The 26,999-nt window shown below is 43.6% G+C and carries 27 protein-coding genes; 26 read left to right on the top strand and 1 reads right to left on the bottom strand.

Translation table 11 applies throughout. From position 1 onward, the window contains the following. Positions 1-12: 12 nt before the first annotated feature. The 24 genes from ACTNB3_RS06050 to ACTNB3_RS05935 all read left to right on the top strand — a co-directional run bounded on the left by ACTNB3_RS06050 (position 13) and on the right by ACTNB3_RS05935 (position 24,215). Positions 13-675, top strand: coding sequence for a hypothetical protein (locus ACTNB3_RS06050; RefSeq protein ID WP_427820344.1), 663 nt, complete (start codon positions 13-15; stop codon positions 673-675). Next, on the top strand, positions 675-1,127 hold the full coding sequence (locus ACTNB3_RS06045) for a hypothetical protein (protein ID WP_441024784.1): 453 nt from the start codon (positions 675-677) through the stop codon (positions 1,125-1,127). The genes ACTNB3_RS06050 and ACTNB3_RS06045 overlap by 1 nt, the downstream gene beginning before the upstream one ends. Positions 1,128-1,154: 27 nt before the next feature. Next, positions 1,155-1,403, top strand: coding sequence for a hypothetical protein (locus ACTNB3_RS06040; protein ID WP_427820342.1), 249 nt, complete (start codon positions 1,155-1,157; stop codon positions 1,401-1,403). A 5-nt stretch (positions 1,404-1,408) separates the two neighbouring features. Then, complete coding sequence (locus ACTNB3_RS06035) at positions 1,409-1,897, top strand: ATP-binding cassette domain-containing protein (protein ID WP_441024782.1); 489 nt, start codon at positions 1,409-1,411, stop codon at positions 1,895-1,897. Positions 1,898-1,956: 59 nt separating this feature from the next. Beyond that, a complete protein-coding gene (locus ACTNB3_RS06030) occupies positions 1,957-2,388 on the top strand; it encodes a putative ABC transporter permease (protein ID WP_427820340.1) in 432 nt (143 codons plus the stop codon). Positions 2,389-2,553: 165 nt separating this feature from the next. Beyond that, positions 2,554-3,204, top strand: a complete 651-nt coding sequence (locus ACTNB3_RS06025) for a hypothetical protein (protein ID WP_441024781.1) — start codon at positions 2,554-2,556, stop codon at positions 3,202-3,204. A 237-nt stretch (positions 3,205-3,441) separates the two neighbouring features. Next, positions 3,442-6,111 carry a DNA mismatch repair protein MutS gene (gene mutS, locus ACTNB3_RS06020; protein ID WP_441024780.1) on the top strand — a complete coding sequence of 890 codons (2,670 nt, stop codon included), beginning with the start codon at positions 3,442-3,444 and terminating at the stop codon, positions 6,109-6,111. 34 nt (positions 6,112-6,145) lie between these two features. Then, positions 6,146-8,284 (top strand): DNA mismatch repair endonuclease MutL, encoded by a 2,139-nt coding sequence (mutL, locus tag ACTNB3_RS06015; protein ID WP_441024778.1) that lies wholly within the window; start codon positions 6,146-6,148, stop codon positions 8,282-8,284. Between the two features lie 49 nt (positions 8,285-8,333). Then, the gene (miaA, locus tag ACTNB3_RS06010) at positions 8,334-9,317 is read left to right on the top strand and encodes a tRNA (adenosine(37)-N6)-dimethylallyltransferase MiaA (protein WP_441024777.1); all 984 of its coding nucleotides are present in this window, start codon (positions 8,334-8,336) and stop codon (positions 9,315-9,317) included. Positions 9,318-9,352: 35 nt separating this feature from the next. Then, the gene (locus ACTNB3_RS06005; protein ID WP_427805866.1) at positions 9,353-10,612 is read left to right on the top strand and encodes an aminotransferase class I/II-fold pyridoxal phosphate-dependent enzyme; all 1,260 of its coding nucleotides are present in this window, start codon (positions 9,353-9,355) and stop codon (positions 10,610-10,612) included. Then, positions 10,612-11,850, top strand: a complete 1,239-nt coding sequence (locus ACTNB3_RS06000) for an NAD(P)/FAD-dependent oxidoreductase (protein ID WP_441024776.1) — start codon at positions 10,612-10,614, stop codon at positions 11,848-11,850. The genes ACTNB3_RS06005 and ACTNB3_RS06000 overlap by 1 nt, the downstream gene beginning before the upstream one ends. Further along, positions 11,843-13,534, top strand: a complete 1,692-nt coding sequence (locus tag ACTNB3_RS05995; protein WP_441024775.1) for an NAD(P)/FAD-dependent oxidoreductase — start codon at positions 11,843-11,845, stop codon at positions 13,532-13,534. The genes ACTNB3_RS06000 and ACTNB3_RS05995 overlap by 8 nt, the downstream gene beginning before the upstream one ends. A gap of 81 nt (positions 13,535-13,615) precedes the next feature. Next, positions 13,616-13,876, top strand: a complete 261-nt coding sequence (locus ACTNB3_RS05990; protein ID WP_427805738.1) for a DUF4321 domain-containing protein — start codon at positions 13,616-13,618, stop codon at positions 13,874-13,876. Positions 13,877-13,946: 70 nt separating this feature from the next. Continuing rightward, a complete protein-coding gene (gene radC, locus ACTNB3_RS05985; RefSeq protein WP_427805737.1) occupies positions 13,947-14,657 on the top strand; it encodes a RadC family protein in 711 nt (236 codons plus the stop codon). A gap of 20 nt (positions 14,658-14,677) precedes the next feature. Next, positions 14,678-15,700: a rod shape-determining protein gene (locus tag ACTNB3_RS05980; RefSeq protein WP_427805736.1), complete on the top strand. Its 1,023-nt coding sequence runs from the start codon at positions 14,678-14,680 to the stop codon at positions 15,698-15,700. Beyond that, positions 15,701-16,561, top strand: coding sequence for a rod shape-determining protein MreC (mreC, locus tag ACTNB3_RS05975; protein ID WP_427805735.1), 861 nt, complete (start codon positions 15,701-15,703; stop codon positions 16,559-16,561). 2 nt (positions 16,562-16,563) lie between these two features. Further along, positions 16,564-17,091 (top strand): rod shape-determining protein MreD, encoded by a 528-nt coding sequence (mreD, locus tag ACTNB3_RS05970; protein WP_441024774.1) that lies wholly within the window; start codon positions 16,564-16,566, stop codon positions 17,089-17,091. Between the two features lie 61 nt (positions 17,092-17,152). Then, positions 17,153-20,023: a penicillin-binding transpeptidase domain-containing protein gene (locus tag ACTNB3_RS05965; RefSeq protein WP_441024810.1), complete on the top strand. Its 2,871-nt coding sequence runs from the start codon at positions 17,153-17,155 to the stop codon at positions 20,021-20,023. Positions 20,024-20,028: 5 nt separating this feature from the next. Beyond that, positions 20,029-20,685 carry a septum site-determining protein MinC gene (locus tag ACTNB3_RS05960; RefSeq protein WP_427805733.1) on the top strand — a complete coding sequence of 219 codons (657 nt, stop codon included), beginning with the start codon at positions 20,029-20,031 and terminating at the stop codon, positions 20,683-20,685. 11 nt (positions 20,686-20,696) lie between these two features. Then, on the top strand, positions 20,697-21,488 hold the full coding sequence (gene minD, locus ACTNB3_RS05955) for a septum site-determining protein MinD (RefSeq protein WP_441024773.1): 792 nt from the start codon (positions 20,697-20,699) through the stop codon (positions 21,486-21,488). 11 nt (positions 21,489-21,499) lie between these two features. Then, positions 21,500-21,730 (top strand): cell division topological specificity factor MinE, encoded by a 231-nt coding sequence (locus ACTNB3_RS05950; RefSeq protein WP_441024772.1) that lies wholly within the window; start codon positions 21,500-21,502, stop codon positions 21,728-21,730. Next, the gene (locus tag ACTNB3_RS05945; protein ID WP_427805730.1) at positions 21,727-22,851 is read left to right on the top strand and encodes an FtsW/RodA/SpoVE family cell cycle protein; all 1,125 of its coding nucleotides are present in this window, start codon (positions 21,727-21,729) and stop codon (positions 22,849-22,851) included. Before ACTNB3_RS05950 ends, ACTNB3_RS05945 begins: the two co-directional genes overlap by 4 nt. 13 nt (positions 22,852-22,864) lie before the next feature. Beyond that, positions 22,865-23,260: a methylglyoxal synthase gene (locus ACTNB3_RS05940; protein ID WP_427805729.1), complete on the top strand. Its 396-nt coding sequence runs from the start codon at positions 22,865-22,867 to the stop codon at positions 23,258-23,260. Beyond that, entirely contained in the window at positions 23,244-24,215 is a 972-nt protein-coding gene (locus ACTNB3_RS05935; protein ID WP_427820334.1) for a D-alanyl-D-alanine carboxypeptidase family protein, read from the top strand. The genes ACTNB3_RS05940 and ACTNB3_RS05935 overlap by 17 nt, the downstream gene beginning before the upstream one ends. 37 nt (positions 24,216-24,252) lie before the next feature. Here ACTNB3_RS05935 and ACTNB3_RS05930 read toward each other — a convergent pair whose 3' ends face one another. After that, entirely contained in the window at positions 24,253-24,459 is a 207-nt protein-coding gene (locus tag ACTNB3_RS05930; RefSeq protein ID WP_427805727.1) for a DUF378 domain-containing protein, read from the bottom strand. A gap of 110 nt (positions 24,460-24,569) precedes the next feature. Between ACTNB3_RS05930 and ACTNB3_RS05925 the strand changes: the two genes are divergently transcribed. Both ACTNB3_RS05925 and ACTNB3_RS05920 read left to right on the top strand, forming a co-directional pair. Further along, positions 24,570-25,541 carry a TIGR01212 family radical SAM protein gene (locus ACTNB3_RS05925; RefSeq protein WP_427805726.1) on the top strand — a complete coding sequence of 324 codons (972 nt, stop codon included), beginning with the start codon at positions 24,570-24,572 and terminating at the stop codon, positions 25,539-25,541. 32 nt (positions 25,542-25,573) lie between these two features. Continuing rightward, positions 25,574-26,998, top strand: coding sequence for an HlyD family efflux transporter periplasmic adaptor subunit (locus ACTNB3_RS05920; RefSeq protein ID WP_441024770.1), 1,425 nt, complete (start codon positions 25,574-25,576; stop codon positions 26,996-26,998). Position 26,999 lies beyond the last annotated feature (1 nt).

Here is a 26,999-nt window from a genome sequence, read left to right as displayed (position 1 = left end):
CAGATTGTTCCAATGGTGGATTCTTTAATTAAAAATGTTGAAAAAGACATGGAAGAACGCTATTTTTCTCGGATCCAAAAGAAGAAACGGCCGTTTTATGTCTATGGTTATATTGATAATGGGAAATATTTTGGAAGTGGCTGGGACGGCGTGAATGCTGAAAATGTATGTGGATACTCAAAAATTCGTGTTGACAATATTTACACTACACAAGTTAGAGCGCATTTCCACTGTGGTCTTAATCTTGCAAATGATATCCCGATCCAGCTGGCTCTTCGGGCGATTGACGGGCTGAATATCGGCTCGCTGACAGAAGCGGAAAAGGAATATGCAGCGATGGCTGTTTCGTGTGGCTATCTTTACAGGGAAGGCGAAATGCTGTACACGAAAATTCTCGTTAATCGTCTGTGCGATTCTGAAAAATTATATGATATCAGTCAACGTTTAGAAAAAGGCTGTTTTGAAAAAACGGCAAGGATCATCGCTGACAAAATGGCAAAACTGATTTATGACTGTGTGCCGGATTATCTGCTGAGTGAATGGAAATTTGCAAATCGGCTGGTGTCGCTTCCGGTGATTGATTCGGTCGTGGAGGCTCTGATTGAAAAAGGAATGCTCGTGCCGCCGGAAGACGGTGTGGGTGCAGAAGGATGCTGGATGGGAGTTGAAAAATAATGCTTTCATTCATCAGAAGTTACAAATATCAGAATGTTTTCATAATTATGCTGTTGTTACTCCAGAATCTGCTTCTTTTAGCGAGTACTCTGACTACGATGCGCATGGCGCGTCTGGTGATGGACGGAGATTTCGAGGGAATCGTGGCATGTATGATTTTTGTAATTATCGTGTATCTGACGCTGCATTTCCTGTTCTGGATCTATGATGTGCAGACTGCCAGAACGATAGCGCATATGAATCAGGATGTAAGGGCAAGCCTCAATCGGCAGATCATAGAGAGGAATGCAGAAGAGCTTAACGGAACGGACACGGGAGAATATATCTCCTGGTACACCAATGATTTAAAAGAAGCAGAAACACAGGGATTTCAGAATTTTTATTCTGCTGTGGACGCAGTGATTAAACTGACCATCGGTATCGCGGTACTTGCCCGGATCCAGTGGAAATAATTAATATGTACGCTGCTGACGTCCGGAATGGTTTATGTGTTTTCTCACTATTTTCATGGAAATGTGGAAGAAGAGTCCGGGAAAGTGTCCAAGGGATGGGAGACATTTACGCAGGCGGTAAAAGAGCAGGTAGGTGGAGTACATGTTCTGAAATCATTCGGACACGAGATGGATTTTAAGGGAAATATCCAGACGGCATCCAGGGAGCTGGAAAGGCAGAGATGCAGGTACGTAAAGACCCGTGAAAAAGCGGCTGCGGGAAAACGACCTTACTGAAGCTCATGCTCGGACAGTTTACGGGATATCAGGGAAGTATCCTCTATGATAAAAAAGAATTGTCCTGCTATGATATAAATACATTTTATGAACAGATGGCATACATCGAACAAAATGTATTCCTGTTCGATACCTCTATCCGGAATAATATTACACTGGGGGATTCGTATTGTGAAGACGAGATAGATAAAGTGCTTAAAATGAGCGCACTGGAAGAAGATATTCGAACATTTCCGGAAGAATTGGATACCAAAGTCGGAGAAAACGGGAAGAATCTCTCCGGTGGGCAGAAACAGAGAATAGCGGTGGCCAGAGCTTTAATTCATGATCGTAAAATTCTACTCGTAGACGAAGGAACATCTGCATTGGATCAGGAAAATGCATTGATAATCGAACATGCACTTTTGAACTGCCCGGAACTTACCTTAATTCTGATCATACATCATTTGAAAGAAGAGTATGTAATGCTTTATGAAAATGTATATCGGCTGTAATAATTTTCCCAAAATCGCTCACACTATGTAGGAAGATTTGCATAGTGAGGGCGATTTTTATGAAGAGCAGAAGATCAAAATATATCAGTGAAGTGTTGTTTATCTGGGTACTGGGCGGAACGATTTACTATACGATTGAGATGGTGACGCGAGGTTTTTCGCATTGGAGTATGTTTGTGGTTGGCGGACTTGCGCTTTGTTTCTGTACATTTCAGGGGCAGGCGATGAAGTGGACGGAGCCATTATGGATTCAGGTCATCAGATCGGTCGTATTTGTTACTTCACTGGAATTTATAACAGGGATTATTGTGAATAAATGGCTTCATCTTGAAGTGTGGGACTATAGCGACCAGCCGTTTCAATTATGGGGGCAGATCTGTGTGCCGTTTATGATCTTATTTTCCGGGCTGATTGTGATTGGAATTCTTTTGGGCGGGACATTGACATATTGGATTTATGGGGAAAGAAAGCCGGATTTTCATATTCTTTGATATTTCTGATTTTTCCATTAAACCGTTTATGTCGTGAACATGACCGTTCATGTCGAATAGGTTGATTTTATGCATATATTTGTTATAATTGGGATAATATGAAGAGGAAAATCTTGGAATCTTTTTGAAAATTTTGAATTTGCAGAGAAATATCATGTACACCGGATGGAAGCCATCCAGATTTCCCTCCGAATAAAAGGGCAGTCCGCTCCGGGAAGCACAGAAAACGCATTCCAGCAGGGCGGATCCGCATCGAAATCCAGCCTGTCCAGTAAGCTTGGCGTAAACCCAAACGCAATCGTAAGTGAACTGATAATGCATCAATTTGATGATTACTATTTGAATACAAAATATGTTGGACTCAACCCAAATAAAGATTTCAAATTATGTATGCGCCCGTATGGTGAGTATGCGAACAATAACCCCGGAATGAACTGTACCGGCTTTGTAGCATTCGTTTTCCAGAAGTGTGGAGCAAATCTGGAAACAATCGGGAATATGGGTCTTAGAGGAAGTTACTGCAATGCCTCCAACTGGTTGAGATACTTCAAAAAATATAATGTCACCTACTATCAGTATTCAACAGTAGGAGAATTACTTAATAGTGGGAAAGCAGAAAAAGGAGATATCATTTTCTGCGATCCCAAGGATTGGAGCCAAAGCGGTGCGGATTGTCACATCGGTTTTTTCTGGGAAAACGATTCTTCCGATAATCGTTTCTGGCATTCTTCTACAAAACCGGGAAGCGGAAACCAGATATCTGTGATTACTCCTGTTACGAATCCATCATACATTTATTTAGTTAAGCTTAAATAATATTATCGAGGAAAACAAGAAAAGGACAACCATCCAGATTCTCGATAAAACAGTCCATTGTTTGTGGGGGCGATTTCAGCTTTTGCTTGAAATGCCTCCATAAATTTGTTAAGATTTGAATGTGACAAATGCCCCTATCCATTTGGCTGCAAATGCGAAAGGATAGGTGAAGTAACGTGGGAAGCAACTACTTTCAAAACTGTGAAAACCCTTGAAAAATAAGGAGAATTTGGAAATATGATAGATAAAACCAACATGGCATCGAAAATGACCCCAATGATGCAGCAGTACCTTCAAACGAAGGAAGAATATCCAGACTGTATCCTCTTTTACAGACTTGGCGATTTTTATGAAATGTTTTTTGACGATGCAATAACCGCATCAAAAGAACTGGAAATAACACTGACAGGAAAAAACTGTGGTCTCGAGGAAAGGGCTCCCATGTGTGGAGTCCCTTATCATGCTGTGGACAGTTATCTGAATCGTCTTGTATCAAAAGGATACAAGGTGGCAATCTGCGAGCAGATGGAAGATCCGAAGCTTGCGAAGGGAATAGTTAAAAGGGACGTTATTCGTATCGTCACCCCAGGTACCAATCTTGACATGCAGGCACTGGATGAGACGAAAAACAACTATATCATGAGTATCGTATACATCGCAGATCGTTTCGGGCTGTCTGTTGCTGATGTAACGACAGGTGAATACATGGTCACAGAAATCGAATCTTCCGGAAAAATGATGGACGAACTTACGAAATTTATGCCCTCGGAGATCATTTGTAATGAGGCGTTCTATATGAGCGGAATGAATCTGGATGATCTGAAAAACCGGCTTGGAATCACCATCTATTCTCTGGACGCCTGGTATTTTGACGATGCACTCTGTCGAAAGACACTGATGGAGCATTTTCAAGTGAAATCGCTGCAGGGACTCGGCCTTGAAGACTATGACTGTGGTATGATTGCAGCGGGCGCATTGTTGAAATATCTGGAAGAAACACAAAAAAATTCGCTGTCCCATCTGAGCCGGCTTACCACCTATACGACGGGAAATTATATGGTCCTTGACAGTTCGACGCGTCGAAATCTGGAACTGGTTGAGACGTTGCGGGAGAAGCAGAAACGAGGTTCGCTTCTGTGGGTGCTGGACAAGACGAAAACAGCAATGGGTGCCCGAACTCTTCGAAAAAATGTGGAGCAGCCACTTATCGATAAAGCTTCTATTAAAAAGAGACAGGATGCGATAGAAGAATTAAAGAACAACGCTATTTGCAGAGAGGAAATACGGGAGTACTTAGGTCCTGTGTATGATCTGGAGCGCCTGGTCGGAAAGATCACCTACCAGTCTGCAAATCCGCGTGATCTGATTGCATTTCAGAGCTCCCTTTCCATGCTGCCTCCGATTAAATGCATCCTGGAGGATATGCAGTCAGAGCTTCTGAAAGAGATTTACGGGGAAATGGATACACTTGAGGAGCTTTGCACTCTGGTCAAGGAAGCAATCATGGAGGATCCGCCGCTTGCAATGAAGGAAGGCGGCATTATTCGTGAAGGCTACAACGAAGAAGTAGACCGTCTGCGCAGAGCTAAATCGGATGGAAAGGGCTGGCTTGCTGAGCTGGAAGCAAAAGAGCGGGAGAAGACGGGAATTAAAAATCTGAGGATCCGTTATAACAAGGTGTTTGGCTATTATCTGGAAGTGACGAATTCGTTCAAAAATCTGGTGCCCGATTACTATGTGAGAAAACAGACGCTGGCCAACGCGGAACGTTATATCATCCCGGAGCTGAAAGAACTGGAAGACACGATTCTGGGAGCTGAGGACAGGCTTTGTGCACTGGAATATGAACTGTACTGTGAAGTGCGGAACAAAATCGCCGGAGAAATCCTTCGCATCCAGACGACTGCAAAAGCGATTGCCAAGCTGGATGTGATTGCCTCCCTTGCCCTGGTTGCGGAGAGAAATAATTATGTCCGCCCGAAAATTAACGAGAAAGGTGTCATTGATATCAAAGACGGACGTCACCCGGTGGTGGAGAAAATGATCCCTAATGATATGTTTATCTGCAATGATACCTATCTGGATGATAAAAAGAACCGCATTTCGATTATCACCGGACCGAATATGGCCGGTAAATCGACGTACATGCGTCAGACTGCATTGATCGTATTGATGGCACAGATCGGTTCATTTGTCCCGGCATCGTCCGCGAATATCGGACTTGTAGATCGTATTTTCACGCGAGTAGGTGCCTCCGATGATTTGGCATCCGGACAGAGTACCTTTATGGTGGAAATGAACGAGGTGGCGAATATCCTGAGAAATGCAACCAGCAAAAGCCTTCTGATCCTGGACGAGATCGGAAGAGGAACCAGTACCTTCGATGGCTTAAGTATCGCATGGGCGGTCGTGGAACATATCAGCAATAGTAAGCTTCTGGGGGCGAAGACATTATTTGCTACACATTATCATGAATTAACGGAGCTGGAAGGGAAAATCGATAATGTCAATAATTACTGTATTGCTGTAAAGGAAAAGGGAGATGATATCGTCTTCCTTCGAAAAATAGTAAAAGGCGGTGCGGATAAGAGCTACGGAATCCAGGTTGCTAAACTGGCGGGGGTTCCGGATTCTGTCATTAATCGTGCGAAAGAAATCGTGGAAGAGCTGGTCAATGCAGATATTACGGCGCGGGTGAAGGAAATCGCCGTACAGGGAGAAAACCAGAAGAAAAAGCCACAGAAGAAGCTGGATGAAGTTGATCTGGCACAGTTTTCTCTTTTCGATACGGTAAAGGATGATGATGTTCTGAAAGAATTAAAAGAACTGGATATCAGTCATATGACTCCGATCGATGCGATGAACAAATTGTATCAGCTCCAGAATAAACTGAAAAATCGATGGTAAGATAAGATACTTAGAATGAATAAAGGAGAACAATATGCCGCATATTGAATTGTTGGATCAGATCACAATTGATAAAATAGCAGCCGGGGAAGTGATAGAAAGGCCGGCCTCGGTGATCAAAGAACTGGTGGAAAACGCAATTGATGCCGGTGCAACGGCGGTTGTAGTAGAGATAGAGGATGGTGGTATCACATTTATGCGGATCACCGATAATGGATGTGGGATTGAGAGGGACGATGTTAGAAAAGCATTCCTACGCCATTCGACGAGTAAGATTCGAAGCGCAGATGATTTAGTGCACATCTCTTCGCTTGGATTTCGTGGTGAGGCGCTTTCCAGTATTGCCGCTGTTGCTCAGGTTGAATTGGTGACAAAAACGGCGAATGATATATTTGGAACCCGGTATGTTATAGAAGGAGGACAGGAAAAGGTTCTGGAAGAAACGGGAGCTCCCGACGGAACAACGTTTTTGGTACGTCAGCTCTTCTATAATACACCTGCAAGGAGAAAATTTTTAAAAACACCAATGACAGAGGCAAGCCATATCAGCGATCTGCTGACACGGCTTGCACTTTCGCATCCAGAGGTTTCCTTCCAGTTCATTAATAACCATCAGCCGAAGATACATACATCCGGAAACGGACGTCTAAAAGATGTGATTTATCATATTTACGGACGAGAGATTGCCAATAATCTGCTCCCGCTGGAATATGATTGTGAAGGGATGCGTGTTAATGGATTTCTTGGAAAACCGCTTATCTCCCGCGGAAATCGAAATTTTGAAAACTATTTTGTAAACGGACGATATATCCGCAGTAACATCTTGTCGAAAGGGATTGAAGACGCATACAAAGATTTTACGATGCAGCATAAATATCCGTTTGTAGCGTTTCACATTCAGGTGGATCCAGAGAAGATCGATGTCAACGTACACCCGACAAAAATGGAACTTCGCTTCAGCAATCAGCAGGAGATTTACAACCGGATTTATCAGGCTGTCAGTGACGGCCTGCACGAAAAGAATCTGATCCCGGAAGTGGAGATACCGGAACCGCCGTCGCTTGAAAATAAAATAAATGACCGGAGAGCAGGTGCGAGGAAAAACGCTGTATTGGTACAGGAGGTCCCAAAACGGCCTTACGGGAATTTGAATCCGGAACCAGTAAAAAAAGAAGAGAGCGATGAAGAGAAGAATCTTGATTATTTCATGAAAAAAATGAAGGAGAGAGTACAGGCTTATCATAATCAGGTTTCGCATGCGGAAGTGGAAAGTACGGAAGACATATCGAAAAAGGCACAGGAAACGGACAAGGTAAAAGAAGCTGTAAAAAGGCGCTTGAATTCCGAAAAAACAGAGTACGCTCTACAAAACAGTCCTTCAAAAACAGAGCACACTCTACACAATACAGCAAGTAAAACAGAGTACGATCCAATAAAAACAGAGCAAACTCTGCAAAAAGACAATAGCGATACCCAAAAAACAGAGCGCGATCTGCAAAACAATCCACAATTTCCGCATAATAATCCACAAAAGTCAGAAAAAAGCAAACAATTAGATTTGTTTGAGGAAAATTTACTCAAAAAAGAAGTAAAACAGGAGTATAAAATAATTGGTCAAGTGTTCGATACTTATTGGTTGGTACAATTTCGGGATAGTCTCTATATTATCGATCAACATGCTGCACACGAAAGAGTATTGTATGAACGTACACTTGCAGGAATGAAAAATCGGGAGTATACTTCTCAGTACCTGAGTCCTCCGATCATCTTAAGTTTATCTATGCAGGAAATTGATGTACTGGAGACTTACAAAGACCGGTTCACATCGATTGGATTTGAGATGGAACCATTCGGCGGCGATGAGTATGCTGTGAGAGCAGTTCCTGATAATCTATTCGGAATTGCTAAGAAGGAGCTCTTGCTTGAGATGTTGGATGGATTGTCTGAAGGCCTGGCTTCTAATCTGGAACCTTCATTGATTGATGAGAAAATTGCATCCATGTCTTGCAAAGCAGCGGTCAAGGGTAATTCCAGATTGTCTGCTGCAGAGGTTGAGGCTTTGATCGGTGAACTTCTGACGTTGGATAATCCATACCATTGTCCACACGGCAGGCCCACGATTATTTCAATGACCAAACGGGAACTTGAGAAAAAGTTTAAGCGTATCATTTAATAAGCGCATATTTTTCAATGAATTAAGAAATGTAGAGGAGGTGTCTGTAATGGAAGAAAAACGGAAAGAAACGGACGATGTCACAAAACCGCCGATTATTGTATTGACCGGACCTACCGCTGTGGGAAAAACGAAAGCTTCGATCGGACTGGCAAAGGCGGTCGGTGGAGAAATCATTTCTGCAGATTCTATGCAGGTATATCGGCATATGGATATTGGGTCCGCAAAAATCCGCAGGGATGAAATGGAAGGAATTCCTCATTATCTTGTGGACGTACTTGAGCCAGACGAAGAATTTCATGTAGCCAGATTTCAACAGATGGCAAAGCAGTCGATGGAGCAGATTTATGCAAACGGACATATCCCGATCGTGGTGGGCGGAACAGGATTTTATATACAGGCACTTCTGTATGACATTGATTTCTCCGAAGGAGAAGAAAATACTGCGTATCGAAAGGAACTGGAAGCATTTGCAAATGAAAATGGTGCAAATGCGCTGCATGATCGTCTGCGCGAGGTGGATCCGAAATCTGCCGATGAGATTCATGCGAATAATGTGAAGCGTGTGATAAGGGCACTGGAATTTTACCATCAGACGGGGATGCCCATCTCTCAGCATAATGAAGAAGAGCGTAAGAAAGAATCTCCGTATTCTTTTGCATATTTTGTTCTGAATGATGAGAGAAGCCGGCTTTACGAACGGATAGACAGGCGGGTAGATCAGATGATCGATGAGGGACTTGTGGACGAAGTCCGGGCACTAAAGCTGCGAGGCTATGACCGTAAAATGGTGTCTATGCAAGGGCTGGGCTATAAAGAAATTCTGTCATATCTTGAAGGGGAGTGTTCCCTTGAAGAGGCTGTTTATATTTTAAAACGGGACACCAGACATTTCGCAAAACGGCAGATTACCTGGTTTAAGCGGGAGCGTGATGTAATCTGGCTGCCCAAGGATCAGTACAATTATGATGAAACTGCGATATTGGAAGCAATGCTGAGAATCTTAAGAGAAAGGAAAATAATAGAATCATGAGTTTAAATCAAGAAACAGAATCACTTTATATTCAGATGGGAATTGACCCGAACGTGCTGCGGTACGGACTTGAAATCGAAGCAGGACTGAAGGATCGGTTCGCTGAAATCGACCGGATGGCTGAATTTAATCAGCTCAAGGTTTTGCATGCAATGCAGGAGGCGAAGGTGAGCTCGGAATGTTTTAATTATGCGTCCGGATACGGATACAGTGATTTCGGAAGAGATACATTAGAACAAGTGTATGCAAATGTATTTCATACTGAAGATGCACTGGTGCGTCCTCAGATTACATGTGGAACCCATGCGCTGGCGCTGGCGCTTTCAGCCAATTTAAGGCCGGGAGACGAACTTCTTTCGATTGCAGGTAAACCTTATGATACGCTGGAAGAAGTGATCGGAATTCGTCCTTCCACCGGTTCACTTGCTGAATATGGAATTACCTATCGCCAGGTGGATCTGCTGCAGGATGGCAGTTTCGACTATGATAAGATACGTGAGGCGATCAATGAAAAAACCAAACTGGTTACGATCCAGCGTTCGAAAGGGTATCAGACACGGCCAAGCTTTTCGGTAGATCAGATTGGGGAAGGGATTGCGTTTGTGAAAAAAATAAAGCCGGAACTTATTTGCATGGTGGATAACTGCTACGGTGAATTCGTAGAAGAGAAGGAGCCGAGTGATGTCGGTGCCGATATGGTTGTCGGATCCCTGATCAAGAACCCCGGCGGAGGCCTTGCGCCGATCGGAGGCTATATTGCGGGAAGAAAGGATCTGATCGAGCAGTGTGCGTACCGTCTTACCTCACCGGGACTGGGGAAAGAGGTCGGTGCCTCTCTTGGTGTAATGCAGTCCTTCTATCAGGGGCTTTTCCTCGCACCGACCGTAGTGGCAGGCGCGTTAAAAGGAGCTGTTTTTGCAGCGAATATTTATGAAAAACTCGGATATCCGGTCATTCCGAACGGAAGTGAACCGCGTCATGATATTATTCAGGCGGTGACACTTGGAACACCAGAAGGCGTGATTGCGTTTTGCCAGGGAATCCAGGCTGCTGCACCGGTTGAAAGCTATGTGACACCGGTTCCGTGGGCGATGCCGGGTTATGATAGCGAAGTTATCATGGCAGCCGGAGCGTTTGTGCAAGGATCCTCGATCGAACTTAGCGCCGATGGACCGATCAAACCACCGTATGCCGTTTATTTCCAGGGAGGATTGACCTGGGAACATGCTAAATTCGGAATCCTGATGTCACTTCAGAAACTCTATGACGCTGGAATCGTAAAGGAGCTTCCATAATGGGAAAACAGATTGTGGTTGCAGGAGGAGGTGCTGCCGGTATGATGGCTGCACTTTCCGCTGCGGAAGAAGGGGCAAGCGTTACAATCGTGGAACACAATGATCGCGTCGGCAGGAAAATCCTTTCTACCGGAAACGGAAGATGCAATTATACAAATCTGTTCCAGAGCCCACAGTGCTACCGAAGCGATGAGAACGATTTCCCCTGGAAGATCATCAGCAGATTTCCGGCAGAGTGGGTCATTCGTAAATTTGAAGAAATGGGTGTTATGCCAAAAGACAAAAATGGCTACATTTATCCGTTTTCCGAACAGGCAAGTGCGGTGCTGGATGTACTTCGTATGGAACTCGATCGATGCGGAGTCCGTATTGTGACATCTGCCCATGTGTCGGATATTTTAAGAACAAAAAAAGGCTGGCAGGTTGAAATTCTCCATGGTGGTAAAAAGAAAGAAAAAATGAATTGTGATTCCGTAATTCTTGCCTGCGGTTCGAGAGCAGCTTCAAAGCTCGGAAATGACGGAAGCGGTTACGATCTTGCGAAGAAGCTGGGGCATAAGATCATTCCTGTGGTCCCGGCACTTGTACAGCTCAAATGCCGGGAAAACTTTTATCCCTCTTTAGCAGGCGTGCGTGTGAACGGAAAAGTTTCTATATGGATTGACGGAAAGAAGCATGGAGAGGATACGGGCGAGCTACAGATGAATGCTTACGGTATTTCCGGAATTCCGGTCTTTCAGATCAGCAGGATCGCGTCGAAAGGACTTTACCGGAAACAATCTGTCTGTGCAGAAGTTGATTTTATGCCGCAGTTAACGGACGATGCATGGAGACAGATGCTTGAAGAGAGGAAAAGGCTTCATCCAGAAAAGGAAATGAGTGTCTTTTTTACCGGAGTATTTCACAAGAAACTGTCGGAGGTGCTGCTCAAAATTTCAGGGATACCGCGGATGAAAAAGGCGGGGGAACTTACGGAGGCTGAACTGGAACGCCTGGTGAAAGAAGGGAAACATTTTCGGACAGATATTATAGATACGAATCCATTTGAACAGGCTCAGATTTGCGCAGGAGGTGTTTCGACAGCGGAACTTTCTGCTCAGACGATGGAATCACGCATTGCAAAAGGCATTTATTTCGCGGGTGAGCTGGTCGATGTGGACGGAATCTGCGGAGGATACAATCTGCACTGGGCATGGGCAAGCGGATATCTGGCAGGGAAAGGAGCAGCGAATGCTTAGAATCAGTCAGTTAAAAATAAAGGTGGGGCATACCGAAGAAGAATTGAAAAAGAAGGTACGGAAGCGTCTCGGAATTCAGGAAATGCAGTTGCTGGATCTTACCATTCGGAAAAGATCTCTGGATGCCAGGCGCAAGCCGGAACTTTATTATGTATACACCATTGATGTGAAAGTAAACGATGAGCAGGCTGTCTGGAAACGGGTGTCGAAGAAGAAAGGCAATTCAGATGTCAGCGTCTGCCGGGAAGAACGGTATCATTTCCCCGAAGAGGGCTCCTGCCGTCTGAAAGAAAGGCCGGTCATAGTCGGATGCGGTCCGGCGGGAATTTTCTGCGCGTATTTTCTGGCCAAGTGTGGGATGCGTCCGATCTTGATCGAGCGGGGAGCTCCTGTGGAAGAACGACAGGAGGATGTGAAGAAATTCTGGGAAACCGGAGTGCTTAAGCCGGATTCCAATGTTCAGTTCGGAGAGGGAGGAGCCGGAACATTTTCCGACGGAAAACTCAATACACTGGTCAAAGACCCGAACGGAAGGATCCGGGCCGTGCTGGAAACCTTCGTCAAACACGGAGCGCCGGAGGAGATCCTGTATGACGCAAAACCGCATATCGGAACGGATATTCTGTGTACGGTCATTCGGAATATGCGCGAGCAGATTCTTGCATGGGGAGGAGAAGTTCATTTTCATACGAAAATGACGTCACTTATCCTAAATGAGTCCGGACGAAAATTGAAGGGAATCTGGGTAGAAACAGATGCCGAAGAGAAAAATAACGTGAGGGAATTACCGGTCGAAGTTCTTGTTTTGGCGCCGGGACACAGTGCGAGGGATACATTTGGCATGCTTTATGAGACCGGGATCCCAATGGAAGCAAAATCATTTGCGGTGGGGGTGCGTGCGGAGCATCCTCAGGAACTGATCAACCGTTCCCAGTACGGGGCAGAATATCCGGATTCACTCCCGGCTGCGGCTTATAAACTGACAGCAAAACTACCGAATGGGCGTGGTGTGTATTCATTCTGCATGTGTCCGGGTGGATATGTGGTCAATGCATCATCGGAAGAAGGACACCTGGCGGTAAACGGAATGAGTTATCACGCGAGAGACAGCCGGAACGCCAACAGTGCTATCGTCGTAACCGTATCTCCGGAAGATTTTGGTTCCAAGCATCCGCTTTCTGGTGTGGAATTTCAGCGTAAACTGGAAAAGGCGGCCTATGAAGCGGGAAATGGCAGGATCCCGGTTCAGCGCTATGGGGATTTTTGCCAAAGTCTTCAATTGGATGCCGGGAAGTTGGACACACGTCCTGTGTGCATGGAATTCAGAGAAATGGTTCCGTGTATGAAAGGCGGTTGGAAAAAAGCGGAGCTAAAACAGATTTTCCCGGAGCAGATTGCAAGATCTCTGGTTGAGGGAATGGAAGAATTTAATACGAAAATCCGAGGTTTTTCGCATCCGGATACGATTCTTTCGGCGGTGGAAAGCAGAACCTCTTCCCCGGTCAGAATTCTCAGAAATGAAACGATGGAGAGCCGTATTTGCGGACTATATCCGTGTGGAGAAGGCGCCGGATATGCAGGCGGGATTACGTCAGCCGCAGTGGACGGCATAAAGATCGCGGAAACGATCCGCAAAAAATATGCTTCATTCGACAAAAATGAAGATGCTTTAAGAAAAATTTAATGTCTAAAAAGGCTATACACGTTTTTTAAAATATGCTAAAATAATCACAGTTTGTGATTCAAAAAAAGAGGAGGAGTACAGATGAAGGGAGCCGGAAGCAAGAATACATGGGCTCTGTTTCTGTTTGTTTTAACAGGAATTGTGCTGGGAGGTTTTATTGCCATGATGACAGAGAATGTACCGGCACTTAGCTGGCTGTCCTATGGACAGACATTCGGATTCGACAGTCCGATCATTCTAAATCTCGGTATGGTGGTAATTACCTTTGGGCTTAGCATCAAGATTACGATAGCGAGCATCATTGGTGTAGTGCTTGCCATATTTATTTATCGTTTCTTATAGATGCCGTAAGGCATTTTTTGTGCTGTATGAGAACGTCTTTTTTCGAATTATCGAATCCTATATAAGGATTATGAATCAAAACAAAACCATGAAAGACATGATAGCAGATGAACGCCCGTATGAAAAATGCGAGCGTTTTGGGGCGGGCAGTTTGACAGATATTGAATTGCTTGCCGTTCTGCTGCGTACAGGTACAAAGGGAGAAAATTCCCTTGAACTGGCCAGAAAACTTTTGTACCCGGATACCGGTGTACAGAATAAGGATGAGACTCATCTGCAGAACTGGACCAAAGAAGAACTGATGAAAGTGCAGGGAATCGGCAGGGTAAAGGCGATACAGATTCTTTGCCTTTGTGAACTTTCCAAAAGAATGGCGCAGCTTTCTGCCGGGAAAGAACTGGATTTTTCCAAACCGGATACCATAGCGGACTATTATATGGAAGATATGCGTCACCGCAGGCAGGAGCATATGAAGCTGCTTATGCTGAATACCCGATCTAAACTGATCGGTGAAAGTGAGATATCCAAAGGAACGATCAATATGTCGCTGGTTTCCCCGCGTGAGCTTTTTGTGGAAGCTCTTATGAAAAATGCAGTATACATCATACTTATGCATAATCATCCCAGCGGTGATCCGTCGCCGAGCCGGGCTGATATTCTGGTGACCAGAAGGGTGAAGGAGGCAGGGGAAATCCTGGGAATTGAGCTCCTTGACCATATTATTATCGGAGACAACTGTTATGTCAGTCTTGCCCTTGAGGGGTATTTAGGGAATGCGTAGCTGTGAAAGGAATATAGCAAATGGCAAGAAATGTTTACGGTATTGATCTTGGAACTTATGAGATCAAAGTTTATGATAAAAAAAAGGACACCATATGGAAGGAAAAGAATGTCATTGCAATCGCCAATCAGAAAACAATTTTTGCTGTCGGTGATGAAGCATATGAAATGTATGAAAAAGCCCCGGGAAATATACAGGTTGTGTTTCCTATGAAGGAAGGGGTCATCAGCCGATTTAACGATATGCAGTATCTGCTTCAGAATCTGCTGAAAAAAGACCGCCAGTTTGCAAGAGGTGCTGAATACGTGATCGCTGTTCCGACCGATGTTACTGAGGTGGAGAAACGGGCTTTCTTTGATCTCGTGGTCCATTCGACCGCAAGAGCCCGGGAGGTCAATATTGTAGAACGGGGAATTGCACACTGCATCGGACTCGGAATGGATGTTCAGAATACAAAAGGGGTTATGATTGCAGATTTCGGAGGTGAGACGACGGAAATTTCGGTTGTCGCATCCGGTGGTATGGTGCTGAATAAACTGATCAAAATCGGTGGGAATACATTTGACAATGCTGTGGCGAATCTGGTGCGGCATAATTATGATTTCCTGATTGGAAGGCTTACGGCAGAAACACTGAGGCGGCGTTTCGGTGTGTTTGGCGGAGAGAGCAGTGAGACTATGGTCGTTGCCGGAAGAAATCTGGTAACCGGAGTTCCGAAACAACAGGAAATTCCGATCAGCCTGGTACGTGCCGCCATGAAGGAGCCGCTTTCGGAATGTATCATGCAGATCAACCTTCTGCTTGAAAGAACGCCTCCGGAAGTATTGAAGGCCATACAGAAGAACGGTATCTTTCTGACAGGAGGTCTTTCCTATCTTCCGGGTCTTTCCAGTTACATAGAAGGGGCAACCGGTTACCGGGTTCACACTGCGCGTCATCCGGATATTTGCGCGGTGGAAGGACTGAGTCAGATTATCCGGTCCAAAGAGCTTAGAAAACACGCATATTCAATGCTAGACGAGAATTATAGGTGGATGAGATAGATGAAAGCAAAAAACCAATTTTCACTTGCAAGCAAATACTGGCTTCTGATCCTTGCAATAATTTGTATTATATTAATGGGACTTTCCGGTTTTGCAGATACCGGGAAAGGGCCGCTCGCATGGGTAGCCGGATATACGGTGGTACCAATGCAGAAGGGCATCAACCGTGTGGGGATGTGGATCAGTGATGTGTCCGATAATTTTGCAACGCTTCAGGAAGTGAGAGAAGAAAATAAACAACTGAAAGAAAAAGTTGCGGAGCTGACGATTGAAAATAATCAGCTTCAACAGAATTCCGCAGAGCTGGAACGACTTCAGGAACTTTTTAAAATGCATCAGGATACGGCAGATTATCCAAAGGTCGGGGCGAATGTTATTGCCAGTGAAAACAGCAACTGGTTTTCAAGATTCACGATCGACAAGGGAAGCAACGACGGTATTGAAGTGGATATGAATGTGCTTTCAGGTGCAGGGCTTGTCGGCATCGTTACAGAAGTCGGGCCGAATTATTCCATTGTAAGTTCCATCATTGATGATAAAAATGTGAGTGCCATGATGCTGGAAACTTTTGACAAATGTATTGTCAGCGGCGATCTGAAGCTGATAGGTGAAGGTGTTGTCAAATTCGAGCAACTTGCAAACAATGAGAATGAAGTTAAGGTAGGCACTCAGGTCGTAACTTCCAATATCAGTGACAAATATCTTCAGGGGCTTCTGATTGGATATGTCTCCGAGGTTACGGTTGATGCAAACAATCTGACACGTTCTGGATATATTATCCCGGCTACGGATTTTCATGAATTAAATGAAGTGCTGGTTATCACTACCACAAAGAAAGACTTGATTGATAAAAAGGAGTAAGGATGAAGAAATTAAAACGGATTGCAGTCTGTACCGTTATCATACTGATCTGTTTCCTACTGGAGACGACAATATTTCAATATCTGGCCCTGGCATCGGTCATCCCGAATCTACTGATCGTAGTCACTTCTTCCTTTGGTTTTATGCGCGGAAGAAAGGAAGGTCTGTTCATCGGATTCTTTTGCGGATTACTCAAAGATATTCTGGGTGGCGATTTAATTGGATTTTATGCCTTGGTGTATATGGTGATTGGATATTGCAACGGATTTTTCAGCAGGGTATTTTATGATGAAGACATCAAGCTTCCGCTGGCGCTGATTTCGGCGAGTGAACTGGTTTACAGCCTGGTTGTTTATATTTTCCTTTTTATGCTGAAAAGCGATTTTAATTTCTGGTATTATTTCAATCATATCATAATGCCGGAACTTGTTTACACCATTCTGATCACACTGGGCTTATATCAGGTGATCCTGCATACGAATCGACGACTGGAAGAGGAAGAAAAAAGGAGTGCAAGTAAATTTGTATAAATTATGGGAACGCCTGAAGGCATGGGCAATCGAGATAGTTAAATCCAGGGCTTTTGTTGTAATGATCGCGTTCTGTGTGATGTCAGCAATTCTTGTTCAGAGAGTTTTTTATCTGCAGATCGTAAAAGGACAGGAGTATCTGGATGACTATAAATTACAGATTCAGAAGACAAAAGAAGTACAAGGAACAAGAGGCCGGATTCTGGACCGTAACGGTGTGGTTCTTGCCGACAATAAGCTTGCCTATTCTGTCACAATAGAAGACAACGGGGATTACAGCAACAGTACTACTGCCGAAAAGAATCAGATTATCAATGAGACGGTTCTGAAAGTAATTGATATTGTAGAATCTAACGGGGATTCCATCATCAATAATTTTAAGATTGTTCTGAATGATAACGGAGAATATCAATATACGATGGATGAAGATTCGACTCAGAAGCTTCGTTTTCTTGCGGATATTTTCGGATATGCCACAATTGACAAGCTTTCTGATGAACAGAAGGCATATACCGCAGAAGATATCATCAACTATCTCTGTACGGATAAACGATGGGGATATGGAATTGATCAGGAAGAATTTTCGAAAGAGATGGTTCTGAAAATGGTCAATATCCGTTATGCCATGAGTCTGAACCGGTATCAGAAATATGTCGCTACAACGGTAGCAAGTGATGTGAGTGAAGAAACAAAAGCAGCCATTATGGAGAATATTGATACACTTCAGGGCGTCAATATCGCAGAAGATTCTCTGAGAGTTTATCCCGACAGCAAGTATTTTGCATCTATTCTCGGATATACCGGTACCATTTCCCAGGAAGAGTATGACTCCATGGACAAAGAAACGCAGGAAAGATATTCCCTTACAGATATTGTTGGTAAAGCTGGATTGGAACAGGTTCTGGACGAGACGCTCCAGGGGCCGAAAGGAGAAATCAAGCTTTACGTAAACAGCGTGGGGAAAATCATAGAAACAGATGAAGTTTCCGAGGCAAAAGCAGGAAATGATGTCTATCTTTCAATCGATGCAAATCTACAAAAAGCAGCTTATGACTTGCTGGAAGAAAAGATTGCCGGAATTGTGGTTGCAAAGATGGCGAATGTCATGAACTATGATCGGAGTCAGCTTACAGATGAGAGTGATGTTATCATTCCAATCGATGACGTCTACAATGCATTTATTTCAAATGAGATCCTGGATACCGGACATTTTGAAAATCCGGATGCCAAATCGACAGAACAGGCTGTGTATCAGGCATACATTACGAGACATGAAGAAGTGATTTCAGAAGTTCTGGAACAGCTGGGAAATCCGAATGCTCCTGCATATAAAGAATGTTCAAAAGAAATGCAGGCTTATTTGAGCTATGTGATCAGTGATCTTCTTACAACCAATGCAAAGATATTACAGACAGATAAGATTGATACGAAGGACAAGACATACCTTGCCTGGGAAGAAGATGAGACGATCAGCTTATATACATATTTGAACTATGCAATTTCCCAGAACTGGATCGATACATCGAAACTGAAGGAATACATGGATGAGGAGAGCAGTTATTCTGATCTTGGTGAGACTTACCAGGGACTCGTGAACTTCATTGGGAAGAAACTGTCGACGGATTCCGGATTTGAGAAACTGATTTATAAATATATGATCAAGACAGGCCGGATTACAGGTACGCAGATCTGTCTGCTCTTGTATGAACAGGAAGTCCTGGATTATGATGAAACCCAATACAATAACCTTGTAAGTGGTGCGACCGGTCCTTATGATTTTATTCGCGGTAAGATTCAAACGCTTGAAATCACTCCGGGGCAGCTTGGACTGGAACCATGTACAGGATCTGTTGTAGTGACGGATGTCAATACAGGAGAAGTGCTGGCATGCGTCTCTTATCCGGGATATGATAATAACCGTCTGGCGAACAGTATGGATTCTGATTATTATAGCCAGCTGCGGCAGAATCAGGCGGCACCGCTTTATAACAATGCCACACAGGAGCGGACGGCACCGGGTTCTACTTACAAACCGTTGGTTGCGACTGCAGGATTGACAGAGGGTGTGATTAGTTCTGATACATATCTGAACTGCAGCGGTGTTTATAAAAAAGTATCACCGAATCCGAAGTGCTGGGTTTATCCGAGCTCCCATGGATCACTGAATGTATCCGGTGCGATTCAGAAATCATGTAACCTGTTTTTCTATGAGGTGGGATATCGTCTGGGACTTACGAACGATGCGCTTAATGAGAATGATCTTTCGGATACAAGTGGCGAAGCTACAGCTACAAGATATTCGTCCGATAAAGGCCTTGCGGTTTTGAAGCAGTATGCGACTTTATTTGGTCTCGGGCAGAAAACAGGTATAGAGATACCAGAATCGGAGCCTCAGATTTCCGATCAGGATGCGGTCCGGTCTGCGATTGGACAAGGAACCAATAACTATACAACGACACAGCTTGCCAGATATATTACTGCTGTTGCGAACCGTGGAACCGTATATAATCTGACATTGATCGACAAAGTTACAACTGTGGAAGGCGATGTGATTGAACAGTCTGAGCCGAGTGCTCTGAATCAGATTGAAAATGTTTCCAACAACACCTGGGATGCGGTGCATCAGGGAATGCGTGCCGTTGTCACCAGCAGCAGTACCTATTCTTCTTTGAATGGATTTGCGATGTCCGGTAAAACGGGTACTGCCCAGCAAAGTAAATCGCATGCGAACCATGGTCTGTTTGTTGGATTCGCGCCGAGTGACGAACCAGAGATTGCATTTGCAATCCGAATTAAAAACGGATATGAATCGTTGTATGTTTCTGAAATTGGACGTGATCTGATGCGGTATTATTATGGATTGGCTGATCGTAATGAACTTATCACCGGTCATGCTGCAGAAATTACTGTGACAGGAGTTCACGGAGATTAGAAGGAGTGGGGGACTTGAATCAGAAAGTCGTAATTAAAAGTAATAAATACGGCTTGATCGTTCATATGGATCCTGAGGCAGAATATAAGCAGATCCTTGAGGAACTTAGGACAAGTTTCACTGAATCGGCAAAATTTTTTAAAGATGCAAGCATGGCGATTACCTTTGAGGGGCGAGTGCTTACCAAGCCGCAGGAAGAAGAAATCATAGATTTGATCACAGATATTGCGCACATCCATATTGTATGTATTTTCGACAAAAACGAGAATACAGAAAGATTGTACAAAAGCGTGGTGGAAGAATGTCTTGAAGATTTGCCCAGAAGAGAAGGACAGTTCTACCGGGGGACACTGAAGAAGAGGCAGGTACTGGAAACGGAAAAAAGCATCATTATATTAGGCGATGTAGAATTTGGAGCGACTGTCGTTTCACGCGGTAATATTGTGGTGCTCGGTACGATCCGTGGTACTGTACATGCAGGAGCGGCAGGAAATAAAAATGCGTTTGTCGTTGCGTTGGCTATGAAGCCTCAGATGCTGAAGATTGCAGGAGTCGGTGCAAATCGTGTGTATTTGCGTAAAGGGGAAAAGCCGGAAGCGCGGATTGCACGGCTGGACGAAGAACACATTTCTATTGGTCCGCTTAAGAATCAAATTTGGTAGGAGGACGTGTTATGGGCGAGATTATTGTTGTGACATCAGGAAAAGGCGGAGTCGGAAAAACGACCACTACAGCAAATATTGGAGCGGGACTTGCAAGTCTTGGCCAGAAGGTACTTGTAATTGATACAGATCTGGGGCTCAGGAACCTGGACGTAGTTATGGGACTGGAGAATCGGATTGTGTACAATCTCGTAGATGTAATTGAAGGAAGCTGCCGACTGAAACAGGCGGTTATCAGGGACAAGAGGCATGAGAATCTGCATCTGCTTCCTTCTGCTCAGACAAAAGACAAATCTGCTGTTTCCCCGGAACAGATGATCAAGCTGACTTCGGAACTCCGGGAAGAATATGATTACGTGCTTCTGGACTGTCCGGCTGGAATCGAACAGGGATTTCAGAATGCGATTGCCGGAGCTGACCGGGCAATTGTTGTAACTACTCCTGAAGTTTCATCGATTCGTGATGCTGACCGGATCATTGGACTTTTGGAAGCTCATCATATGGCAAAGATGAATCTGATCATAAACCGTATCAGGATCGATATGGTAAAACGGGGGGATATGATGTCCATTGACGATGTGACTGAAATACTTTCCATTGACCTTCTGGGGGCGATCCCAGATGATGAACAGGTCGTTGTCGGTACCAACCAGGGAGAGCCGGTTATTGATATGGATTCACTGGCAGGAAAAGCCTATATGAATATCTGCCGGAGAATTTTGGAAGAAGATGTTCCGTTTCTGGATTTTGATAAACAGAATAGTATGCTGCATAAGTTTATTCGCAGATTTCGGAAAAATTAGGAGGCAGGCTTATGCATGTATTTGAAACAAAATATCGGAAACCATCTGTTTCGATTGCAAGAGACAGGCTGAAAGCATTGATCGTAGCAGATCGTATGCAATGTCAGCCGGATACATATGAGTTTCTGTGCCGGGAATTATTCCGCACAGTTTCAAAGTACATGAAAGTAACTGAAGAACAATTTGACGTGGATATCACACGGTCAAGGATTACTATTGATTTAACGGGAGACGAATCGTGAGATTACCAAAAAAAACGAAACCTTATCATTTGAAGGATTACAAATTTAATCTGATCATTTCTGTTGTTGCGCTGACAATTCTGGGAATTCTGGTTATCGGAAGTGCCCAGAAATCAGTGCAGAATAAGCAGATCATTGGTCTTGTACTGGGACTGATCGTTATGGTCATCGTATCACTTATTGATTATGTATGGGTCTTGAACTTATACTGGATGATCTATGCGATTAATATTGTGATGCTGGTGATCACATTGATTTTTGGCACAGAAGTAAACGGTGCGAAGAGATGGATCAATCTGTATTTTACCAATTTCCAGCCTTCGGAACTCACTAAGATATTGATGGTTCTGTTTTTTGCAAAATTTCTTATGAATCATGAGGAAGATCTCAACAGTTTTCGCACGATTATAACTGCTGTATTACTGTTTGCTCCAACCGCACTTCTGATTGTAATGCAGCCGGATTTGTCTACTACGATATCGATTGTTCTGGTGTTCTGTGTCATGATGTATATCGCGGGACTGAGCTATAAATTTATTGGTACAATGCTGGCAATCCTCATACCAACGGCAGTGATTTTTATCAGTATTGCGGTACAGCCGAATCAGCCGTTCCTAAAAGACTACCAGCAGGAGCGAATTCTGGCATGGCTTGAGCCGGAAAAATATGCCAGTGATCAGGCATTTCAGCAGAACAATTCTATGATGGCGATTGGATCCGGACAGCTCACGGGGAAAGGGCTGAACAACAATACGACGACATCTGTGAAGAATGGAAATTATATACCGGAGCCCCAGACAGACTTTATTTTTGCAATTGTTGGTGAAGAATTAGGTTTTGTGGGTTGCTGTATTGTGATTGGTCTGTTATTATTAATAGTAATACAGTGTATTTTGATAGGGATTAAAGCACAGGATATGGCGGGGCGAATCATCTGCTGCGGAATAGCCGCGCAGATAGCGGTGCAGTCGTTCGTCAATATCAGCGTGGCTACAGGAATTTTCCCAAATACAGGTATTCCGTTACCTTTTGTCAGTTACGGGCTGACATCACTTGTCAGTATGTTTATGGGAATCGGTTTTGTGTTAAATGTTGGCCTTCAGCCGAAAAAATACCAATAAAGGAGTGGTGAAAATGAACATAGGACTTATTGCTCATGATTCAAAAAAAACTTTAATGCAGAATTTCTGCATCGCTTACAGAGGAATTTTAAGTAAGCACGAATTATTTGCTACCGGCACTACCGGACGTTTGATAGAAGAGGTCACGAATCTTTCTATCCATAAGTATCTCGCCGGGCCGCTTGGCGGAAAACAGCAGCTGGGAGCACAGATAGGACAGAATGAGATCGATGCGTTGATTTTCCTTCGTGATCCATCGAATCCAAAGCCGCATGAACCGGATGTAAACGATGTTATCCGTTTGTGTGACATGCACAATATTCCGATGGCTACGAACCTTGCAACTGCGGAGATCCTGATTTTAGCAATTGACAGAGGAGATTTAGACTGGCGTGAGATGTACAAGTAAAGGCAGACTATGTTTGATCGGATGTATGGCTTTCGCATTTCTGTACTTGAGTGGTTGTTCGGGGGAACCAAAAGCGCTCGTAACAGAATTTGAGAAAGCTCATTATAATGCAGAATTATATGAGAGCACCCTTTATGCAGAAGAGTTGTGCGTAGCTGAAACGGATGTGGCGCTTGAAGGATATGAAGGGGATACAGCGTTACACGCTTCATCCTTGTTTGACCTGGAGAATAAAAATGTTCTATATTCCTGGCAGTCCCATGAAAGACTGTATCCGGCAAGTACGACAAAAATCATGACAGCCCTTCTTGCACTGGAAAATGGAAATCTGGAAGATACGGTTACGATCAGTAAAACAGCTGCTGCTGCAAGTTTTCCTTCCGATGCACAGGTGTGTGGTCTGAGAGAAGGAGAAGTCTGGACATTAGAAGATCTTCTTAATGCACTACTTCTGTATTCAGGGAATGATGCCGCTTCTGCCATCGCCGAACATATAGCAGGAACTGAAGAATCATTTGTAAATATGATGAATAGCCGTGCCAGAGAATTAATGGCGAATAATACGCATTTTACCAATCCGCATGGCCTGCATGATGATGAACATTATACTACTGCTTACGATTTATATTTGATTTTTAATGAATGTATTAAAAATGAACATTTTGTAGAGATTATCAGCAGCGATTCTTATACTGCAGTCTATACCGCGGCAGACGGTTCTCAGCAGGAGATGACGTTTACGCCTACCAATCTGTATGCAAAAGGGGTTGTTGAAGAACCGGATAATGTTACGATCGTTGGCGGTAAGACAGGGACAACAGATGAAGCCGGATGTTGTCTAATCCTCCTTGTAAGGGATTCACAGAATCGTCCTTATATATCCATCGTGATGGGAGCACCTGATAAATCAACACTTTATGAGGATATGACATCTTTAATTGAGAAAATCACATAAAAAGAGGGGCATCCATTTGGTGGGATACCCCTTTTTACTATGATTCAGATATGCTGTTTATACGACCGAACAGGCTGATTAAATAAAGACCGCACAGTCCGACCAGCGTATAGATAATTCGTGACAGCCATGACAGGTTGCCGAAGATGTAGGCTACCAGGTCAAAGCGAAATATACCGACGAGAAGCCAGTTAAGTGCACCAATAATTACGATTGTTAAAGCTGTGTTATCAAACCATTTCATGACAGTTTCCTCCTTATATGGTTTCTGTCTACTAGTATGTACAGTAAATAATGCAGTTATACCACTCTGATGCAAATAGTTTCTATAAACAGTAACTACAGGAAAGAATAATGGAAAAGGAAAGAAAGTTTGAAAATAAAGGATTGTATTATCCTTATTCTGATTATTTAAAAGAAAAATATCATGAAAAAGTCTATAAACTGCCCGTAAATCTGCCGGTCTCCTGTCCGAACCGTGTGGATGGGCCGGGATGTGCGTTTTGTGCAGGAGCCGGTACGGGATTTGAAGCAATGGACGCACAGATCTGCGTCTCTGAGCAGATTCTCCGTACCAAGGAACGAATTGAAGAAAAATATCATGCGCATAAATTTATAGCTTATTTTCAGAATTATACGAATACATTTCAGCCGTTGGAGCATTTCACTAAGTATCTTAGGGAGGCTGCGGCGGTGCCGGATATCGTGGAAATATCTGTTTCTACCAGACCGGATTGTTTGAACAGAGAATATTTGGATGTAATGGATGCCATTCAACGTGAGACCGGGATTCAGATGAACATTGAGCTGGGGCTGCAGACCGTTAATTACCATACACTGGATCGAATAGGAAGAGGACATGGGCTGGCGGAATTCCTTGATGCCGTTTTGATGATTAAGGAATACAAAGGGTTTACTATTTGTGCCCATGTGATTCTGAATCTTCCCGGAGATGACAGGAACGATGCCTGCGAAACGGCACGTGTTCTCACTGCGCTTGGGATAGATATCGTGAAACTGCATTCTTTATATATTGCAAAAAATACCTTATTGTGTGATTGGTATGAAAATGGTAGAATATGTTTGTGTTCCAAAGAAGAATACCTGGAAAGGGTTGCTTCTTTTCTAGAACTGATTCCTGAAAATATGGCTGTGGAACGGCTCTTTTCAAGGATTCCGGAGAAGGATTCTGTTTTTTGCAATTGGGGAAACAGCTGGTGGAAACTCAGGGACGAATTATTTGCAAAAATGAAACAAGAGGGACGATATCAGGGAAGACTATGTAATTACCTTAACGGAGCTGCCCTGAAAAAATTAGATCAATAATTTGACATTATGGTATTGAGGAGGCTGAAGTATTGGCTGGAAGGAATAAAGATGTTATCAGTTTGAAACGCTATAAAAGAAAAGGAACCTGGAATATTGGAACGATACTTTTTGGTGTCATTTTTATTTACCTTGTTGTCACGGTTCTTACCTATCTTACCAAAGACAGAATTGCTGTTTATGAGGTGCGTGAAGGCAGTATTTTAAAAAATACTTCTTTTACATGCATTGCACTGCGTGATGAAAATCTGGTATATGCCGATCAGGAAGGATATGTGAATTATTTTGTCGAAGCCGGACAGAAAGTAGCAGTCGGAAACAATGTCTATACGCTGAGCACGAATAAAATTGCAGATACTTCTTCGACGGAATCGAATGATGAAGTGGATTTGTCTACGGATGAGTGGAACAGTATACTGATGAAAGTTCAGTCGTTTCATGAAAATTTTCGATTGCAGAATTTTAAAGATGTACGAGTCCTTAAGGAAGAAACCACAGCTTTGCTTCAAAGTAATACAAACCAGAACAGGGTAACCCAGCTCAATACACTACTGGGAGAGGGAAGCATTGATGGACTTCAGGTATTCCAAACTCAGGATGACGGTATTATCGAGTATTCTTATGACGGTTATGAAGGATTGTCCATGGAGGATCTCACGGAAGATGAGTTTTCTAAAGAAGGATATGCACAGACTGAGATTCTGAATAACACGAAAATCAGTGCCGGTTCGCCTGTTTATCGTTTGGTTACCGGTGAGGCGTGGAGTATTGTATTTAAGCTCAATAAAGAGACAGAAGAGATGCTGTATAAAAAGATGGGCGATAAGGATAAGCTGTCTGTAAAAATCCGTTTTGATAAAGATAATAAGACGATGTGGGGAAGTCTGCGTATTTTTAATAGAGGAGAAGATGAGACTTACGGTTATATCCAGTTTGCTGATTCCATGATTCGATATGCACAGGACAGATATCTCGATATTGAACTGATTCTTGAGGATGAATCAGGCCTTAAGATTCCGAAATCCGCTGTGACGGAAAAGGAATTCTATCTGGTTCCTGAGGATTATCTGACTACAGGCGGGGCTTCTAACAATAAAGGAGTTCTTCGGCAGACAAAAAATAAAAAAGGAGATTCTATTGTAGAATTCCTTGATGTAAACGTGTGTTATCGTGATGTGGAAAATAGTATGGTTTATCTTGATCCGGGAGATTTCCAAGCCGGAGATGTTCTGGTACGTCCGGAGTCAACCGAGACTTTTACATTAAGTAAAACGGGAACGCTAAAAGGGGTTTACAATGTTAATAAGGGATACGCCGTATTTAAACAGGTTGAGATCCTCTGTGAAAGCGAAGAGTATTATATTATAGAAGAAGGAAACAGCTATGGGCTGTCCAATTATGATCACATTGCTTTGGATGGAGCTTCCGTCCGGGAAAATGATATAGTAAGTCAGTAAG

The organism is Bariatricus sp. HCP28S3_D3, from assembly GCF_052065755.1.
Lineage (GTDB): Bacteria > Bacillota > Clostridia > Lachnospirales > Lachnospiraceae > Allocoprococcus.
The sequence above is the reverse complement of the archived record's forward strand: the minus strand, read 5'-3'. Positions and strand labels throughout refer to the sequence as shown.

Excerpts from the sequence above, each read along its gene's own strand:
- ACTNB3_RS06050 (WP_427820344.1), top strand. The coding sequence starts at position 13 with ATGGTGGATTCTTTAATTAAAAATGTTGAAAAAGACATGGAAGAACGC.
- ACTNB3_RS06045 (WP_441024784.1), top strand. The coding sequence starts at position 675 with ATGCTTTCATTCATCAGAAGTTACAAATATCAGAATGTTTTCATAATT.
- ACTNB3_RS06040 (WP_427820342.1), top strand. The coding sequence starts at position 1,155 with ATGGTTTATGTGTTTTCTCACTATTTTCATGGAAATGTGGAAGAAGAG.
- ACTNB3_RS06035 (WP_441024782.1), top strand. The coding sequence starts at position 1,409 with ATGCTCGGACAGTTTACGGGATATCAGGGAAGTATCCTCTATGATAAA.
- ACTNB3_RS06030 (WP_427820340.1), top strand. The coding sequence starts at position 1,957 with ATGAAGAGCAGAAGATCAAAATATATCAGTGAAGTGTTGTTTATCTGG.
- ACTNB3_RS06025 (WP_441024781.1), top strand. The coding sequence starts at position 2,554 with ATGGAAGCCATCCAGATTTCCCTCCGAATAAAAGGGCAGTCCGCTCCG.
- mutS (WP_441024780.1), top strand. The coding sequence starts at position 3,442 with ATGATAGATAAAACCAACATGGCATCGAAAATGACCCCAATGATGCAG.
- mutL (WP_441024778.1), top strand. The coding sequence starts at position 6,146 with ATGCCGCATATTGAATTGTTGGATCAGATCACAATTGATAAAATAGCA.
- miaA (WP_441024777.1), top strand. The coding sequence starts at position 8,334 with ATGGAAGAAAAACGGAAAGAAACGGACGATGTCACAAAACCGCCGATT.
- ACTNB3_RS06005 (WP_427805866.1), top strand. The coding sequence starts at position 9,353 with ATGGGAATTGACCCGAACGTGCTGCGGTACGGACTTGAAATCGAAGCA.
- ACTNB3_RS06000 (WP_441024776.1), top strand. The coding sequence starts at position 10,612 with ATGGGAAAACAGATTGTGGTTGCAGGAGGAGGTGCTGCCGGTATGATG.
- ACTNB3_RS05995 (WP_441024775.1), top strand. The coding sequence starts at position 11,843 with ATGCTTAGAATCAGTCAGTTAAAAATAAAGGTGGGGCATACCGAAGAA.
- ACTNB3_RS05990 (WP_427805738.1), top strand. The coding sequence starts at position 13,616 with ATGAAGGGAGCCGGAAGCAAGAATACATGGGCTCTGTTTCTGTTTGTT.
- radC (WP_427805737.1), top strand. The coding sequence starts at position 13,947 with ATGAATCAAAACAAAACCATGAAAGACATGATAGCAGATGAACGCCCG.
- ACTNB3_RS05980 (WP_427805736.1), top strand. The coding sequence starts at position 14,678 with ATGGCAAGAAATGTTTACGGTATTGATCTTGGAACTTATGAGATCAAA.
- mreC (WP_427805735.1), top strand. The coding sequence starts at position 15,701 with ATGAAAGCAAAAAACCAATTTTCACTTGCAAGCAAATACTGGCTTCTG.
- mreD (WP_441024774.1), top strand. The coding sequence starts at position 16,564 with ATGAAGAAATTAAAACGGATTGCAGTCTGTACCGTTATCATACTGATC.
- ACTNB3_RS05965 (WP_441024810.1), top strand. The coding sequence starts at position 17,153 with ATGATCGCGTTCTGTGTGATGTCAGCAATTCTTGTTCAGAGAGTTTTT.
- minD (WP_441024773.1), top strand. The coding sequence starts at position 20,697 with ATGGGCGAGATTATTGTTGTGACATCAGGAAAAGGCGGAGTCGGAAAA.
- ACTNB3_RS05950 (WP_441024772.1), top strand. The coding sequence starts at position 21,500 with ATGCATGTATTTGAAACAAAATATCGGAAACCATCTGTTTCGATTGCA.
- ACTNB3_RS05940 (WP_427805729.1), top strand. The coding sequence starts at position 22,865 with ATGAACATAGGACTTATTGCTCATGATTCAAAAAAAACTTTAATGCAG.
- ACTNB3_RS05930 (WP_427805727.1), bottom strand. The coding sequence starts at position 24,459 with ATGAAATGGTTTGATAACACAGCTTTAACAATCGTAATTATTGGTGCA.
- ACTNB3_RS05925 (WP_427805726.1), top strand. The coding sequence starts at position 24,570 with ATGGAAAAGGAAAGAAAGTTTGAAAATAAAGGATTGTATTATCCTTAT.